This window comes from Streptomyces sp. NPDC051018 (assembly GCF_044456085.1).
In the GTDB taxonomy this organism is placed as follows: Bacteria; Actinomycetota; Actinomycetes; order Streptomycetales; family Streptomycetaceae; genus Streptomyces.
In genome coordinates this window covers 317,609-331,166 of record NZ_JBITFN010000009.1, presented here as the reverse complement: position 1 = coordinate 331,166, position 13,558 = coordinate 317,609, and the positions used below count along the sequence as shown (strand labels likewise).

Here is a 13,558-nt window from a genome sequence, read left to right as displayed (position 1 = left end):
GCCCGGTTACATTCCGAACCCGGAAGCTAAGCCTTATAGCGCCGATGGTACTGCAGGGGGGACCCTGTGGGAGAGTAGGACACCGCCGAACAATTGTTGAGAGAGGGCCCCGTATCCATTGGATGCGGGGCCCTCTCGCGTTTCTGGACCCTTTTCTGATGGTGTGGTGCCGGACCATGGGTATTTCTGCCCTGGGCCGGCAACGGTCATCATCAGTTTCTACAGGCGGCCGGCAGCCTTCAGCGCAAGATAGGCATCTGCCAATGCCGGTGCGAGATTCTCGGGCGTCGCGTCCACGACCGTGACTCCGTGCCTTTGCAACTGCTCTGCCGTACGGCGACGCTGTGCCTGGCTCTGAGTGGCCGCAGCGGCGTTGTACACGGCCTCCACGTCCCCTCGCGCGACTGACATCTCCTGGATGTGCGGGTCTGCGACCGACGCCACGAGTACCGTGTGCCGCTGTGTGAGCTGAGGGAGTACCGGGAGTAGTCCTTCCTCGATGGGGGTGGCATCCAGCGTGGTGAGAAGCACGATCAAGGAGCGGCGCGGGGCGCTTTTGAGGGCAGCGGCACTGAGGCCGCGTGCGTCCGTCTCGATGAGTTCGGGCTCCAGCGGGGCCAAGGCGTTGACCATGGCAGGCAGGAGTTCGCCTGCGGAACGGCCCTGTACCTGGGTGCGGATGCGGCGGTCGTAGGCAAGGAGGTCCACACGGTCACCCGCTCGGGAAGCCAGGGCGGTGAGAAGCAGGGCCGCGTCCATGGAGGCGTCGAGACGGGGAATGTCCCCGACGCGGCCGGCGGAGGTGCGGCCGGTGTCGAGAACGACGAGGATGTGGCGGTCGCGTTCAGGGCGCCAGGTCCGCACGGCGACGGTGGACTGTCGGGCGGTCGCCCGCCAGTCGATCGAACGGGTGTCGTCCCCGGGCACATAGTCGCGGAGGCTGTCGAACTCGGTTCCCTGGCCGCGGATGAGGACGCTGGTGCGACCGTCCAGTTCGCGTAGCCGTGCGAGGCGTGACGGCAGGTGCTTGCGGCTGGTGAAGGGCGGCAGAACTCGTACGGTCCAGGGGACCTTGTGACTGCTCTGGCGCGCCGCGAGGCCCAGAGGACCGTATGACCTGACGGTGACGCGTTCGGAGTGGCGGTCGCCGCGGCGGCTTGGGCGCAGGTCGGTCGTGATACGGCGGCGTTCGCCGGCGGGCACGGAGATCTTGTGCCGGGAAGCGGCCTGTTCGGTGTTCCGGGTCCAGCTGCTCGGGGGCCAAGCGTCGCGGAGGTGGGCCCGCAGGGGGCGGTTGGAGGGGTTGGTGATCGTCAGCTGAACGGCTGCCCTGTCGCCGAGTCGAACTGATGTGTCACCGCTTCGGGTGAATCGGAGCGTTCGCACTGGCGCGGCGAGGGCGTAGTCGCACAAGATTGCTAGTGACAGAGGCGCATTGACAGCAAGCAACCCCGTCCAGCTGGGCGCGAGCAGGCCCACGGGGAGAGAGCCGAGAGCGGCGAGGAGTGCGGTTCGTCCGGTGAGGGCCATGGGTCGTCGTCTCAGCGGGGGACGGGTACGTGGCTGAGGATCGCGGTGATGACGGAGTCCGCGGTGACTCCTTCCATCTCCGCCTCGGGCCGGAGCTGGATCCGGTGGCGCAGGGTGGGCAGGGCCAGTGCTTTCACATCGTCGGGGATGACGTAGTCACGGCCGGTGAGCCAGGCCCACGCACGCGCGGTGGAAAGCAGGGCGGTGGCACCTCGGGGAGAGACACCGAGGGTGAGTGAGGGGGATTCACGAGTGGCACGACAGATATCGACGACATAGCCGGCGATCTCGGGGGAGACCGAGGTCTTGGCGACGGCAGCCCTGGCCGCCTCCAGGTCTGCCGGGCCTGCGACTGTACGTACGCCGGCGGCTTGCAGATCGCGTGGATTGAAGCCTTCGGCGTGACGGGTCAGGACATTGATCTCGTCGTCGCGTGAGGGAAGGGGGACCGTCAGTTTGAGGAGAAAACGGTCCAGTTGGGCCTCGGGCAGCGGATAAGTGCCTTCGTACTCGACGGGGTTCTGCGTCGCCGCGACCAGGAAGGGTTCCGGGAGCGGGCGGGGGGTGCCGTCGACCGTGACCTGCCGTTCCTCCATCGCTTCCAGGAGAGACGACTGGGTCTTGGGCGGGGTGCGGTTGATTTCGTCGGCGAGCAGCAGGTTGGTGAAGACAGGTCCTGGCTGGAAGGAGAACTCTGCGGTTCGGGCGTCGTAGACGAGCGATCCGGTGATGTCGCTGGGCATTAGATCGGGGGTGAACTGAACGCGCTTGGTGCCGAGTTCGAGGGAGGCGGCCAATGCGCGGACGAGCAGTGTCTTGGCGACGCCGGGTACTCCTTCGAGGAGTACGTGGCCTCGGCAGAGCAGGGCCACGACGAGTCCGGTGACAGCGGGGTCCTGGCCGACCACGGCTTTTGCGATCTCGGTGCGCAGGGCCTCCAGGGAGGCGCGGGCGCTGTCCGAGTTCGCAGCCGTCGTAGCTGTCTCGGGGGTCGGGGCGCTCATGTGGTGCGTACCTCTCTTTCAAGGGCGTCGAGTTGGTCTGCCAAGAGGACCAGAGCGGCGTTGTCGGCCGGTGCCGGTCCGAAGAGCAGGGTCATGAGGTCCTGGTCGGGCGCAGCCAGGTGGGCCGAGACGGCGGGGAGCAGGGTTTCGGGGGAGTGGGCTGCGGCGGGGGCGACGCCGAGAAGCGCGGCGAGGCGTGTCCTGGTGGCCTCGCGCAGGGTGGAGGCGGCGCGGTCGCGGGCGTTGGCCTTGTGGTAGAGGCGGGCCCGGCCCTCGGTGGTTTCGGAGGCGCGGATGGCTACGGGGAGCCGCTCGGTGACGAGGGGGCCGAGCCTCCGGGCGCGCCAGACGGCGGTGAGGGCTGCGGCCACGAGGAGTTGGAGCGCGCCCCAGAGCCAGCCGGAAGGGATCAGTTCGAAGAAGGAGCTCTCGCCCTCGTCCTGGGCCGCGGAGCCGTCACTGAGCGAGGGGAGGTACCAGACCAGATGGGTTCGGGAGCCGAGGAGTTGCAGGGCGAGAGAGGCGTTGCCGTTCTTGTCCAGGCGGTGGTTGTAGAGGATGTCGGGCGAGCCGAGGAGGACGGTGTCTCCGTTGTCCGCCGTATCGATCCTCAGGAGCGTGGGCAGGCCGTCGCTCGGGTAACAGCGGTCCGCTCCGGGGGCCTCGGTGTCGTATTGCTCGCCGCCGAGGTCGGCGCTGCCCGCGGTACGGGCGGCGGGCAGCGTGCATTGGGGGGCGCGGGCCGAAGCCGGGACCGTGAAAGTGGCCCGGACCCCGGGGGCCAGGGTGCCGACGGAGGCGGGGCCGGGGGAGACCAGCACCGTTCGTCCGCCGGAGGAGTCCGCCGCGGCCCGAAGGCTCTCCTGCTGGCTGTCCGTCAGCAGGTCCGGGGTGGCGACGAGGAGTGTGGTGTCGGGTCCGGCTGCGCGGGTGGCCTCGTCGAGCGTGGTGACGACGCGGGTGGAGACCCCCTGGTCCTTGAGGAGTTCGGCGACGGCCCGGCTTCCGAGCCGGTCGGCGGAGCGTGGGTCCAGTCGGCCGTGCTCGTCGCCGGAGCGCAGGGTGGCCATGGCGATCCCGGCCACGATGACGATGACCAGGGCCAGCAGCACCCCGCGGACGCGGGTCCACACCTGGCGGCCGGTGGGGGACATGGACGTGGCGCTGCGGGCAACCGCGGTCATTCGGCTGCTCCTTGGGCTGTACCCGTCAGCTGGGGCTTGGCCCGTTCCAGACGGAGGTCCAGGTCACGCAGGCGTAGATATGCCTGCTGGTCGGCGTGCCGGCCCCCGTATGTGACGTCGTCGAATTCGCGTGCGGCGGCGCGAAGTCCATCGGCGTGGCCGGGCAGTGAGTGCCCGCCCTCCGCCGCGGCCTCGTCGGCGGTGCGGCCGGGGCGGGGGTCGAGGAGAGCCCGTTCCTCCAGTGAGCGGACGATGGCCCGCATGCGCTCCTGGACGGCCTGGTTCCAGCGTTGGGCAGCCGCGTGGGCCTCGGCGGAGGCGCGGTGCTCGGACGCAGTGCGCGGTACTTCGTCGAAGAGGGAGTCGGCTGTTGCAGGGGCGCGGCGGGGTGTGCCCAGGCGCCACCAGAGGGCGGCGATCAGGGCGACGGCCACCACGGCGATGACGACCGTCCCGACCACACCTCCCGGCGTGGCGCCGGCCGCGACGTCCAGGAGACCGCCGACCCACTCCCAGAAGCGGTCAAGCGCCCGTTCGAGGAGGTTCGGGTCGTTCTCGTGGTACATCGGTTTGGTGAGTTCCCGCTCCGCCGCCTCCCGGGCGGGGACACGGGGAATGTCCACCGGTACGTCATCGTTCGCGTGGCTCCACGACCACGCCGTCGTCACACCCCCCGAGGCCGACACCCCATCAGCTCCTGGGCGCGTCGCCGGGCGGCTCGGAGCCGTAGCCGGGAAGCCCCGCCGCACGGCCGAGTTCGAGGTCGAGGGCCTCGCGGCGGATGCGCTGGTCGACGTAGAGGAGGACGGTCACCCCGGCGGAGATGGGGTACGTGATGGAGGAGGCGATCACCGCACCGATACCCGAGATGATCAGGTAGGCCCAACCGAACTCGGGCGTCTCGCCGTTGAGGAAGTCGCCGACTCCGCCGCTGTCCACGGCCAGGGCGGCCAGGCCGAAGGGCACAGAAATGATCATGGCGACGAGCAGGGTCAGCAGCATCGTCAGTGCGAGGACACCGAACGTCCGCCACCAGGCACCCTGGACGAGTTTGGCGGAGCGGCGCATGGACGCGAAGACGCCCTGACGTTCCAGCATCAGCGCGGGCGAGGCGAGAGCGAACCGGATCATCAGCCACAGGACGACACCGAGGGATCCGAGTCCACCGAGTACCGCGAGGGCGATCCCCCCTCCTCCGCCCAGCAGCAGACCGGGCAGGATCGCCACGACCACGATGGCGGCACCGATCAGCGGCAGCAGCAGAGTCAGACCGAGGAGCTGAGGCAGTCTGGGCCGAGCCTCGCGCCAGGCTTCGGAGAGCTTCACCGGCTGCCCCAGCACCGATCGGCTGATGACCATGGTGAGGAGCGCCGTCGTGAAGAGCGTGGCGACCATCGTGATGAGCATCACCGGGCCCAGCGAGATCATGCTGGACTGGAGGGAGTCGCCGACCTGGCGCATGGCCTCCGACGAATCGGCGTCGGGGTCGAGTTCCACCGGCTCCGGGAGCAGATAGCGCGCGGCCAGGATGTTGCCGATCTCGGAGATCACGGAGACGCTGATCGTGATGCCGAGGACCGTGCGCCAGTGGGCGCGCAGGGTCGAAACCGCTCCGTCGAGGATCTCACCGACACCCAGCGGGCGGAGCGGAATGACACCGGGCTTGGCCACGGGCGGCTGCCCCCAGCCGCCGTACGACGGAGTTCCGCCCCAGCCGGGGCCCGGCCGGCCCGGCCCGGGAGCGCTGCCGCGCTCCGGGGCGCCGGGCGCGGACCACTGCCCCGCGGGTGGCTGCTCGCTGGACCACTTCGGGGCTGGGCCGGTCTGATCGGCGGGCTCGGAGGGCTGGGGCACGTTGGCGTCCTGCCCGTCGGAGGGAGCAGATCCGGGCGATGCCCAGCCCGGAGTGTCGTTCACGGTTGTCCACCTCATGGGTTGGTTGTGGGGTCGTATCGGCCTGCCGACTTGTGCACAGGGCCTGTACGTGTACGGAGTCGGCAGGTTGGCAGCCATCGTGCCACGCGCTGCGCGCCGGTGGGTGGGCCCCTGCGTCTCCTTCGCGCCTTCATTGTCCGTCCCCCACGGGGCAGACTGGGCAGATGGCTGATCAGTACGCGCAAGAGCGAGCCGATGTCGGGCCGCCCCCGCTCCCGGTACTGCGCTGGGAGGAGCCTCCCGAAGGTCCTGTCCTGGTGCTCCTCGACCAGACCAGGCTCCCCGCCGAGGAAGCCGAGCTGGTCTGCACCGATGTGCCCACCCTGGTACAGGCGATCCGGACGCTCGCCGTGCGAGGGGCGCCTTTGCTGGGGATCGCCGGGGCCTATGGTGTGGCCCTCGCCGCCGTACGGGGCTATCACGTGGAGGAGGCGGCGTCACTGCTGGCGGGGGCGCGGCCCACCGCGGTGAATCTGGCGTACGGGGTACGGGTGGCCGCAGACGCCCACCGGGCCGCGGCGGGAGATGGGGCCGGTGCGGCGGCACAGGCGGCTCTCAGGGCCGCCAGGGCACTGCACCGGCAGGACGCCGAGGCCAGCGCCCGTATGGCCGCCCACGGGCTCCTGCTGCTCGATGAGCTGCTTCCCGGCGGGCACCTCCGGATCCTTACCCACTGCAATACCGGGGCGCTGGTCTCGGGCGGTGAGGGCACGGCCTTCGCCGTGGCGCTCGCCGCTCACCGCGGAGGCAGGCTGCGGAGGCTGTGGGTCGACGAGACACGGCCGCTGCTGCAGGGGGCGCGGCTGACGGCGTACGAGGCGGCCCGCAACGGGATGGCGTACACGCTGCTCACGGACAGTGCCGCGGGCTCGCTGTTCGCGGCGGGGGAGGTCGATGCGGTACTCATAGGCGCGGACCGGATATCCGCGGACGGCTCGGTGGCCAACAAGGTGGGAAGCTATCCGCTCGCCGTACTGGCGAAGTACCACCATGTGCCGTTCGTCGTGGTCGCTCCCACGACGACCATCGACCCGGCCACGGCGGACGGGGCGTCGATCGAGGTGGAGCAACGCACCGGTCAGGAGGTCACGGAGATCATGTCTCCGCAGTCGGCGACGGCCGCGGGGGGAACGGGGGGAGGGCTTCCGGTTGCGCCGCTGGGTACGCAGGCGTACAACCCTGCCTTCGATGTGACTCCGCCCGAGCTGGTGACGGCGATCGTGACCGAAGAAGGCACGTTGTCGCCGGTCACCGGGGGCGGAATCACGGAGCTGTGCGCCAGGTCACGCCAGGTAACGATTAGCTAATGGGATGATGTCGATTATGAAGGGACGAGTCCTTGTCGTCGACGACGACACCGCACTGGCCGAGATGCTCGGGATTGTGCTGCGTGGTGAAGGTTTCGAGCCGTCGTTCGTAGCGGACGGTGACAAGGCACTTGCCGCTTTCCGTGAGGCCAAGCCGGATCTTGTGCTGTTGGACCTCATGCTGCCCGGACGGGACGGCATCGAGGTGTGCCGGCTGATCAGGGCCGAGTCGGGTGTGCCGATCGTGATGCTCACGGCCAAGAGCGACACCGTGGACGTCGTCGTCGGACTGGAGTCCGGTGCCGATGACTACATCGTCAAGCCGTTCAAGCCGAAGGAGCTGGTCGCGCGGATCAGGGCGCGGCTCAGGAGGTCGGAGGAGCCCGCGCCGGAGCAGCTGACGATCGGCGATCTGGTCATCGATGTGGCCGGTCACTCGGTGAAGCGGGACGGCCAGTCGATCGCGCTGACCCCGCTCGAGTTCGATCTGCTGGTGGCGCTCGCGCGTAAGCCGTGGCAGGTGTTCACCCGGGAGGTGCTGCTGGAGCAGGTCTGGGGGTATCGCCATGCGGCCGACACCAGGCTGGTGAATGTGCATGTCCAGCGGCTGCGTTCCAAGGTCGAGAAGGACCCGGAGCGCCCGGAGATCGTGGTGACCGTCCGTGGCGTCGGTTACAAGGCCGGACCGAGCTGACGTGTCCGGCGGCGGCGCTGCTCCGAGGCCCGGGGAGCCGGGAGTCCGTACGGGGCGGGCTGCCGGTCCGGGGCACGGGCCGACGGGTCCGTCGTGGTTCGGCCGTCTGCTGCGTGGCAGGCGGTCGGGCCAGGACGGTGAGCCCGGGCGGCTGATGCTCCGGCTGATCATGCGGTGGGTGCGCCGTCCGCTGCTGCCCGCGGTCCGTCTGTGGCGGCGCAATATCCAGCTCCGGATCGTGGTGACGACGCTGCTGATGTCGGTCGGCGTGGTCGTCCTCCTCGGTTTCGTCGTCATCGGCCAGGTGCGCAACGGGCTTCTCGACGCCAAGGGGCGCGCGGCGGAGAGCCAGGCCGCGGGCGGATTCGCCGTGGCGACGGAGGAGGCGAACGCTCCGCAGAGTTCCGGCGGCCCGGACGGTACGGGAGCGGACGGCCCGACGGCCACGAGTTCCTGGCGGTCCGATCTGGTGGAGCGGCTCGCGAGCGGTGGTCAGGGCGCGTTCAACGTGGTGGCGCTGAGCGCCGACTCGGAGCGCCCCAGTTCCAGCCGAGGTCCCCGTACATCGGGCAGCGTGGACCCCGCGTCGATTCCCGAGGCGCTGCGGGAGACCGTACGCCGGCAGGCCGGGACCCATGAGACGTACATCGAGATCAAGTACAACAACGGCGAGCACGCGCCCGAGCCCGGGCTGGCCGTCGGCAAGCGTCTCAACGACGTCGAGGGCAGTTCCTACGAGCTGTACTACCTCTTCCCGCTGGCCCAGGAGGAGCAGTCGCTCAACCTCGTCAGGGGAACCCTCGCGACGGCCGGGCTCTTTGTCGTCGTGCTGCTGGGAGCCATCGCCTGGCTGGTGGTGCGGCAGGTGGTGACACCGGTACGGATGGCCGCGGGAATCGCCGAACGGCTCTCGGCCGGCCGTCTCCAGGAACGGATGAAGGTCACCGGCGAGGACGACATCGCCAGACTCGGTGAAGCCTTCAACAAGATGGCGCAGAATCTTCAGCTCAAGATCCAGCAGCTGGAGGAGCTGTCCAGGATGCAGCGCCGGTTCGTCTCGGACGTCTCGCACGAGCTGCGGACCCCGCTGACGACCGTACGGATGGCGGCGGACGTCATTCACGAGGCCCGAGTCGACTTCGATCCCGTGACGGCACGGTCGGCTGAACTGCTCGGGGACCAGCTGGACCGGTTCGAGTCGCTGCTCTCCGATCTGCTGGAGATCAGCCGTTTCGACGCGGGAGCCGCGGCGCTGGAGGCCGAGCCCATAGATCTGCGCGAGGTCGTACGGCGGGTCATCGGCGGGGCCGAGCCGCTTGCCGAGCGCAAGGGCAGCCGAATACGAGTGGTGGGCGACGAGCAGCCGGTTGTGGCGGAGGCCGACGCCCGGCGTGTCGAGCGCGTGCTGCGGAACCTGGTCGTCAATGCCGTCGAGCACGGCGAGGGCCGGGATGTGATCGTCCGGATGGCGGTCGCCGGCGGTGCCGTCGCGGTCGCCGTACGTGACTACGGGGTGGGGCTGAAGCCGGGAGAGGCGACCCGGGTGTTCAACCGGTTCTGGCGGGCGGATCCCGCGCGGGCGCGTACCACCGGGGGCACCGGTCTCGGGCTGTCCATCGCCGTCGAGGACGCCCGGCTGCACGGCGGCTGGCTGCAGGCGTGGGGTGAACCCGGCGGGGGCTCGCAGTTCCGGCTGACGTTGCCGCGCACGGCGGACGAGCCGTTGCGGGGGTCCCCGATACCGCTGGAGCCGGAGGACTCGCGGCAGAACCGGGAGCGCGCCCTGTCCCGGGACGCGGTGCCGAGGACACCGGGTCACCGGCTCGCCTCCGTGCCCGCTCAGCCGCCGGCGGGCCGGGCGCCGCTGCCGGTGCCGCCACGGGCCCCGGTGGCCCCCCGTAGGCCCCCCAGCGGGGTGGATCCGGCGGCGCTGCCCGGCAGTGGCGCCAGGGTGGTGGCCCGGCCGGTGGGCGAGCGCCAGGACGACCCCACCGCACAGGTTGCTTCGGACCGGGAGGACACGACTCGTGGGCGCTGACCCTCGTCGGAAGGGCCGCCGGGGCGCTGTGCGTCTCGGCGCGCTGCTGGGCGGCACCGGGGTGCTGCTGACCGGTTGCGCGTCGATGCCCGACAGCGGTGACATCCACGCCGTCAAGGCGTCGCCGCCGGCGGATTCCCAGGTACGGGTGTACGCGGTGCCGCCGAGGAAGGGGGCGACCCCCGAGGAGGTCGTCGCCGGTTTTCTGGAGGCGATGACCAGCGACGACGCCAATTTCGCGACGGCTCGGACCTATCTGACGCCCGCGGCGTCCCAGAAGTGGCGCCCGGAGGAAGGGACGACGGTCCTCGCGGCCGCGCCCGATGTGGAGGCCGCGGAGGCGGGCGGCCGGGACAACCCGGGCTGGAACGTGCGGCTGGTCGGCAAGCAGATGGCGACGGTCGACTCCCAGTACGCGTATCAGGCGACCACGCTCGACGACTACAGCAGGACTCTCCATCTGTCGTCGCAGAGCGGCCCGGACGGCAAGGAGTGGCGGATCGACAGCCTGCCGCCCGGGCTGGTGCTCGGCGCGTCCGACTTCCAGCGCAACTACCGGCCGGTGAACAAGTACTACTTCGCCACCGGATGGAACAAGGTGGTCGCCGATCCGGTGTTCATCCGGCAGCGGACGGACCCGGTGACCCGGATGGACCCGGTGACCCAGTCGGTCAAAGCCCTGATCGACGGCCCGACGGATTGGCTGAAGCCGGTGGTGGAGTCCCCGTTCCCGACCGGTACGGCGTTGAAGGAGGGTGTGAAGTCCCTGACGTTCGACGACCGCAACGCGCTCAAGGTGCCGCTCAACGACAACGCCTCCCATGTGGGGCGCACCCAGTGCACCAAGATGGCGGCACAGATCCTGTTCACCCTCAGGGACCTGTCGTCCACGCCGGTGGAGCAGGTGGAGCTCCAGCGTTCCGACGGCTCCCAGCTCTGTGTGCTCCCCCGGGGCCGGGAGGAGACCTATGCGCCGGACAGCGCCACGGGTACCTCGGCCGACCCGTACTTCTTGGACGCCGACTCCCGGCTGGCGAGACTGTCGGGCGCGGATGAGGCCAGTGTGCCGACGCGGGTGCCGGGGCCGTTCGGGGACGGGCGGGTGCGGATGAGCCAGGTCGCTGTGGCCCGCGACGAGCGCAGTGCCGCCGCGGTCACCAAGGACCACGGCAAGCTGTATGTCTCGTCGATCAGGACCGGGAGTGAAACCGTTCCCGCGGTGGTGGTGAGCAATGGCAAGAGGCAGAACGACCGCCTTTCCGCACCGAGCTGGGACGGGCGAGGCGATCTGTGGGTCGCCGACCGCGACCCCGAGAAGCCCGCACTGCTCCGGCTCGCGGGCGGCAAGGGGCCCGCTCAGGAGGTCCGGATCATTCCGGGACTCGACGGGGCGCGGATCGACTCGCTGAGGGTGTCGGCCGACGGCACGCGCATCGCTCTCCTGCTGGAGAAGGACGGGAAGACCACCCTGCAGATCGGGCGGGTGGAGCGCCAGGGCTCATCGGAGGACTCCGCTGTGGCCATCGCGGGACTCAGGTCCGCGGCTCCCCAGCTGGAGACCGTGACGGCCGTTTCCTGGGCCGGTCCCAGCCGGCTCGTGGTGGTCGGAAGGGAAGCCGGCGGAGTGCCTCAGGTGCGTTATATGCAGACGGACGGTTCCACTCCGGCGGGCGAGGTGCTGCCGGGGCTCAACGGCGCGGTGGAAGCGGTCGCGGCGTCGAACGAGGAGGGCCGCCCGCTGGTCGCGTACTCGCAGGACGACGGCATCGTGCGGCTGCCGCCCGGGGCCAACTGGCAGACGATGGTCAAGAAGGGCTCCTCCCCCGTCTACCCCGGCTGAGCGCACGGGCCGGCCAGCCTCGGCCGGCCCCGGGCCGTTGGGGAGAAACTCCAGGCCGGAGGGGGTTCACCGAGAGTTATCCACAGGGGTGGCGAGGTTCTCGGACCCTTGGCACAGTGGTGGACATGCGGGGGTGGTGGCAGGAAATCTCCGGCCTGGTGCTGCCGGTCGCATGCGGTGGCTGCGGGGTTCCCCGCACGCCGCTGTGCGAGAAGTGCGCGCATGAGCTGTACGGCTCCGCTGCGCGCCGGGCGAGACCGGTGCCCGAGCCCGCGGGCCTGCCGGTGGTGTATGCGGCCGCCCCGTACACCGACGCGGTACGGGCGGCGCTGATCGCGCACAAGGAGCGGGGCGCGCTGGGGCTGGCCCGGCCCCTGGGTGTCGCGCTCGCCGGGGCGGTGCGGGCCGCCGTGCCCCGGACGGTACGGGAGGCGGGGCCGCCGCTGCTGCTCGTGCCCGTGCCGTCGGCGCGGCGCACGGTGCGGGCGCGGGGGCATGACGCGGCGCGGCGGATCGCTCTGGCGGCGGCGGGCGAGCTGCGGCGTACGGGGACGGAGGCGAGGGCGCTGCCGGTGCTGCGCCAGTGGCGTGAAGTCGCCGACCAATCGGGCCTCACGGCCCGGGAGAGGGTGCGGAATGTGACCGGTGCTCTGAGGGTCGCGGGTGGTGCCGGGAGGCTGCTGGAGGGCGGCCGGGCGGTGCTGGTGGACGACCTCATGACCACGGGCGCCTCTCTGGCGGAGGCCACCCGGGCGCTCACCGGGGCACAGCGAGCGGGGCATTTCGGATTCGCACAGTTGAACGCGGCCGTTGTCGCCGCACCACCGTTTTCCTTCGAAATAAACCGGAACTGACGGGGAAGGAGCAACGTTGCAGCTAGTAAGAGGAGAATAACCGCCGAACGGAGGTACGCGCTGGTAGCGGGTGCCGACACCGCTCCGATCGAGCTATGTTCGGTTGTGAGGATGTGCGGAATGGGGTCCCGTACCTCACCGAATGCACTGCCGTGCCGTCGGCCAGGGATTCGAGGCAACAGAAAACCTCGAAAGTTGGTGGGGTGGGGATCTTGTCGACTGGGGAGGAGGAGGTGAAAGTCGCCTAGTCCGAGACTCCGGCGCAACACCGGGGTCTGGTGCAAGAGGGAGACGCTCCGCAGCCGCCGAGCGGGCGGAGCGATCCGGGAACGGAGTTCTGCGTGGACATCGTCGTCAAGGGCCGCAAGACCGAGGTGCCCGAGCGGTTCCGCAAGCACGTGGCCGAGAAGCTGAAGCTGGACAAGATCCAGAAGCTCGACGCCAAGGTGATCAGCCTGGATGTCGAGGTGTCCAAGGAGCACAACCCGCGGCAGGCCGACCGTTCGGACCGCGTGGAGATCACGCTCCACTCACGAGGCCCGGTGATCCGGGCAGAGGCGTCGGCCGGCGACCCGTACGCAGCGCTTGACCTCGCCACGGGCAAGCTGGAAGCCCGCCTGCGGAAGCAGCACGACAAGCGCCACACCCGCCGTGGAAACGGCCGTCTGTCGGCCGCCGAGGTGGCCGATGTCGTTCCCGGCGTCGCCGAGTTGAACGCCAATGGCCACATCCCGGCCGAACAGACGCCGGAATCCATTCCCACCACCAGGATCGGACCGCTCGAAGTCCAGGGCGAAGGCCCGCTGGTGGTGCGCGAGAAGATCCACACCGCGGCACCCATGACTCTCGACCAGGCGCTCTACGAGATGGAGCTGGTCGGGCACGACTTCTATCTGTTCGTCGACTCCGAGACGAAGCAGCCCAGTGTCGTCTACCGGCGGCACGCCTATGACTACGGAGTCATCCACCTGGAGACCGACCCGCTCGCCGGGTCCGAGGCCGGCGGCGCCGGAGGAGCACTCGGCGGCTGACGCGGCCGTCACACAGGAAAAGCGGTAGTGGTGGTGCCCCTGACGTGCACTGTGCGCCCTCGGGGGCACCACCGTGCGACCACAGGACCACCGCTCTGACGTCCGGGCATGAAAGCATGGCGTCACAGGACCAACCGGTGC

Annotated in this window: 11 protein-coding genes and 1 rRNA gene; 7 read left to right on the top strand and 5 right to left on the bottom strand. The window is 70.0% G+C overall.

Annotated features, from left to right (window positions below; genetic code table 11):
• Nucleotides 1–91: ribosomal RNA gene (gene rrf, locus ACIBCM_RS18425) — 5S ribosomal RNA — on the top strand; the annotation flags it as partial.
• A 128-nt stretch (nucleotides 92–219) separates the two neighbouring features.
• Here rrf and ACIBCM_RS18420 read toward each other — a convergent pair.
• The 5 genes from ACIBCM_RS18420 to ACIBCM_RS18400 are packed head-to-tail and all read right to left on the bottom strand — an operon-like array spanning nucleotide 220 to nucleotide 5,635.
• The gene (locus ACIBCM_RS18420) at nucleotides 220–1,530 is read right to left on the bottom strand and encodes a DUF58 domain-containing protein (protein WP_399244381.1); all 1,311 of its coding nucleotides are present in this window, start codon (nucleotides 1,528–1,530) and stop codon (nucleotides 220–222) included.
• A gap of 11 nt (nucleotides 1,531–1,541) precedes the next feature.
• Nucleotides 1,542–2,534, bottom strand: a complete 993-nt coding sequence (locus tag ACIBCM_RS18415) for an AAA family ATPase (protein WP_399244379.1) — start codon at nucleotides 2,532–2,534, stop codon at nucleotides 1,542–1,544.
• The gene (locus ACIBCM_RS18410) at nucleotides 2,531–3,718 is read right to left on the bottom strand and encodes a DUF4350 domain-containing protein (RefSeq protein ID WP_399244377.1); all 1,188 of its coding nucleotides are present in this window, start codon (nucleotides 3,716–3,718) and stop codon (nucleotides 2,531–2,533) included. Before ACIBCM_RS18410 ends, ACIBCM_RS18415 begins: the two co-directional genes overlap by 4 nt.
• Complete coding sequence (locus ACIBCM_RS18405) at nucleotides 3,715–4,404, bottom strand: DUF4129 domain-containing protein (protein WP_399244375.1); 690 nt, start codon at nucleotides 4,402–4,404, stop codon at nucleotides 3,715–3,717. Before ACIBCM_RS18405 ends, ACIBCM_RS18410 begins: the two co-directional genes overlap by 4 nt.
• Before the next feature lie 4 nt (nucleotides 4,405–4,408).
• Nucleotides 4,409–5,635 (bottom strand): glycerophosphoryl diester phosphodiesterase membrane domain-containing protein, encoded by a 1,227-nt coding sequence (locus ACIBCM_RS18400; RefSeq protein WP_399244373.1) that lies wholly within the window; start codon nucleotides 5,633–5,635, stop codon nucleotides 4,409–4,411.
• A gap of 182 nt (nucleotides 5,636–5,817) precedes the next feature.
• On the opposite strand from ACIBCM_RS18400, the gene mtnA reads away from it, so the two are divergent.
• From mtnA to hpf, 6 genes are all read left to right on the top strand, one after another.
• Complete coding sequence (gene mtnA / locus ACIBCM_RS18395) at nucleotides 5,818–6,960, top strand: S-methyl-5-thioribose-1-phosphate isomerase (RefSeq protein ID WP_399244371.1); 1,143 nt, start codon at nucleotides 5,818–5,820, stop codon at nucleotides 6,958–6,960.
• Between the two features lie 4 nt (nucleotides 6,961–6,964).
• Nucleotides 6,965–7,654 carry a two-component system response regulator MtrA gene (gene mtrA / locus ACIBCM_RS18390; protein ID WP_187740742.1) on the top strand — a complete coding sequence of 230 codons (690 nt, stop codon included), beginning with the start codon at nucleotides 6,965–6,967 and terminating at the stop codon, nucleotides 7,652–7,654.
• A 1-nt stretch (nucleotide 7,655) separates the two neighbouring features.
• Entirely contained in the window at nucleotides 7,656–9,692 is a 2,037-nt protein-coding gene (gene mtrB, locus ACIBCM_RS18385; RefSeq protein ID WP_399244368.1) for an MtrAB system histidine kinase MtrB, read from the top strand.
• Nucleotides 9,682–11,532 (top strand): LpqB family beta-propeller domain-containing protein, encoded by a 1,851-nt coding sequence (locus ACIBCM_RS18380; protein ID WP_399244366.1) that lies wholly within the window; start codon nucleotides 9,682–9,684, stop codon nucleotides 11,530–11,532. Before mtrB ends, ACIBCM_RS18380 begins: the two co-directional genes overlap by 11 nt.
• A 125-nt stretch (nucleotides 11,533–11,657) precedes the next feature.
• Complete coding sequence (locus tag ACIBCM_RS18375; protein ID WP_399244364.1) at nucleotides 11,658–12,386, top strand: ComF family protein; 729 nt, start codon at nucleotides 11,658–11,660, stop codon at nucleotides 12,384–12,386.
• A 341-nt stretch (nucleotides 12,387–12,727) separates the two neighbouring features.
• Complete coding sequence (gene hpf, locus ACIBCM_RS18370) at nucleotides 12,728–13,417, top strand: ribosome hibernation-promoting factor, HPF/YfiA family (protein ID WP_399244362.1); 690 nt, start codon at nucleotides 12,728–12,730, stop codon at nucleotides 13,415–13,417.
• The last annotated feature ends 141 nt before the right edge of the window (nucleotides 13,418–13,558 follow it).

What these genes read in the sequence shown, in the direction of transcription:
- ACIBCM_RS18420 (WP_399244381.1), bottom strand. Translation starts at nt 1,530, where the DNA reads ATGGCCCTCACCGGACGAACCGCACTCCTCGCCGCTCTCGGCTCTCTC.
- ACIBCM_RS18415 (WP_399244379.1), bottom strand. Translation starts at nt 2,534, where the DNA reads ATGAGCGCCCCGACCCCCGAGACAGCTACGACGGCTGCGAACTCGGAC.
- ACIBCM_RS18410 (WP_399244377.1), bottom strand. Translation starts at nt 3,718, where the DNA reads ATGACCGCGGTTGCCCGCAGCGCCACGTCCATGTCCCCCACCGGCCGC.
- mtnA (WP_399244371.1), top strand. Translation starts at nt 5,818, where the DNA reads ATGGCTGATCAGTACGCGCAAGAGCGAGCCGATGTCGGGCCGCCCCCG.
- mtrA (WP_187740742.1), top strand. Translation starts at nt 6,965, where the DNA reads ATGATGTCGATTATGAAGGGACGAGTCCTTGTCGTCGACGACGACACC.
- ACIBCM_RS18375 (WP_399244364.1), top strand. Translation starts at nt 11,658, where the DNA reads ATGCGGGGGTGGTGGCAGGAAATCTCCGGCCTGGTGCTGCCGGTCGCA.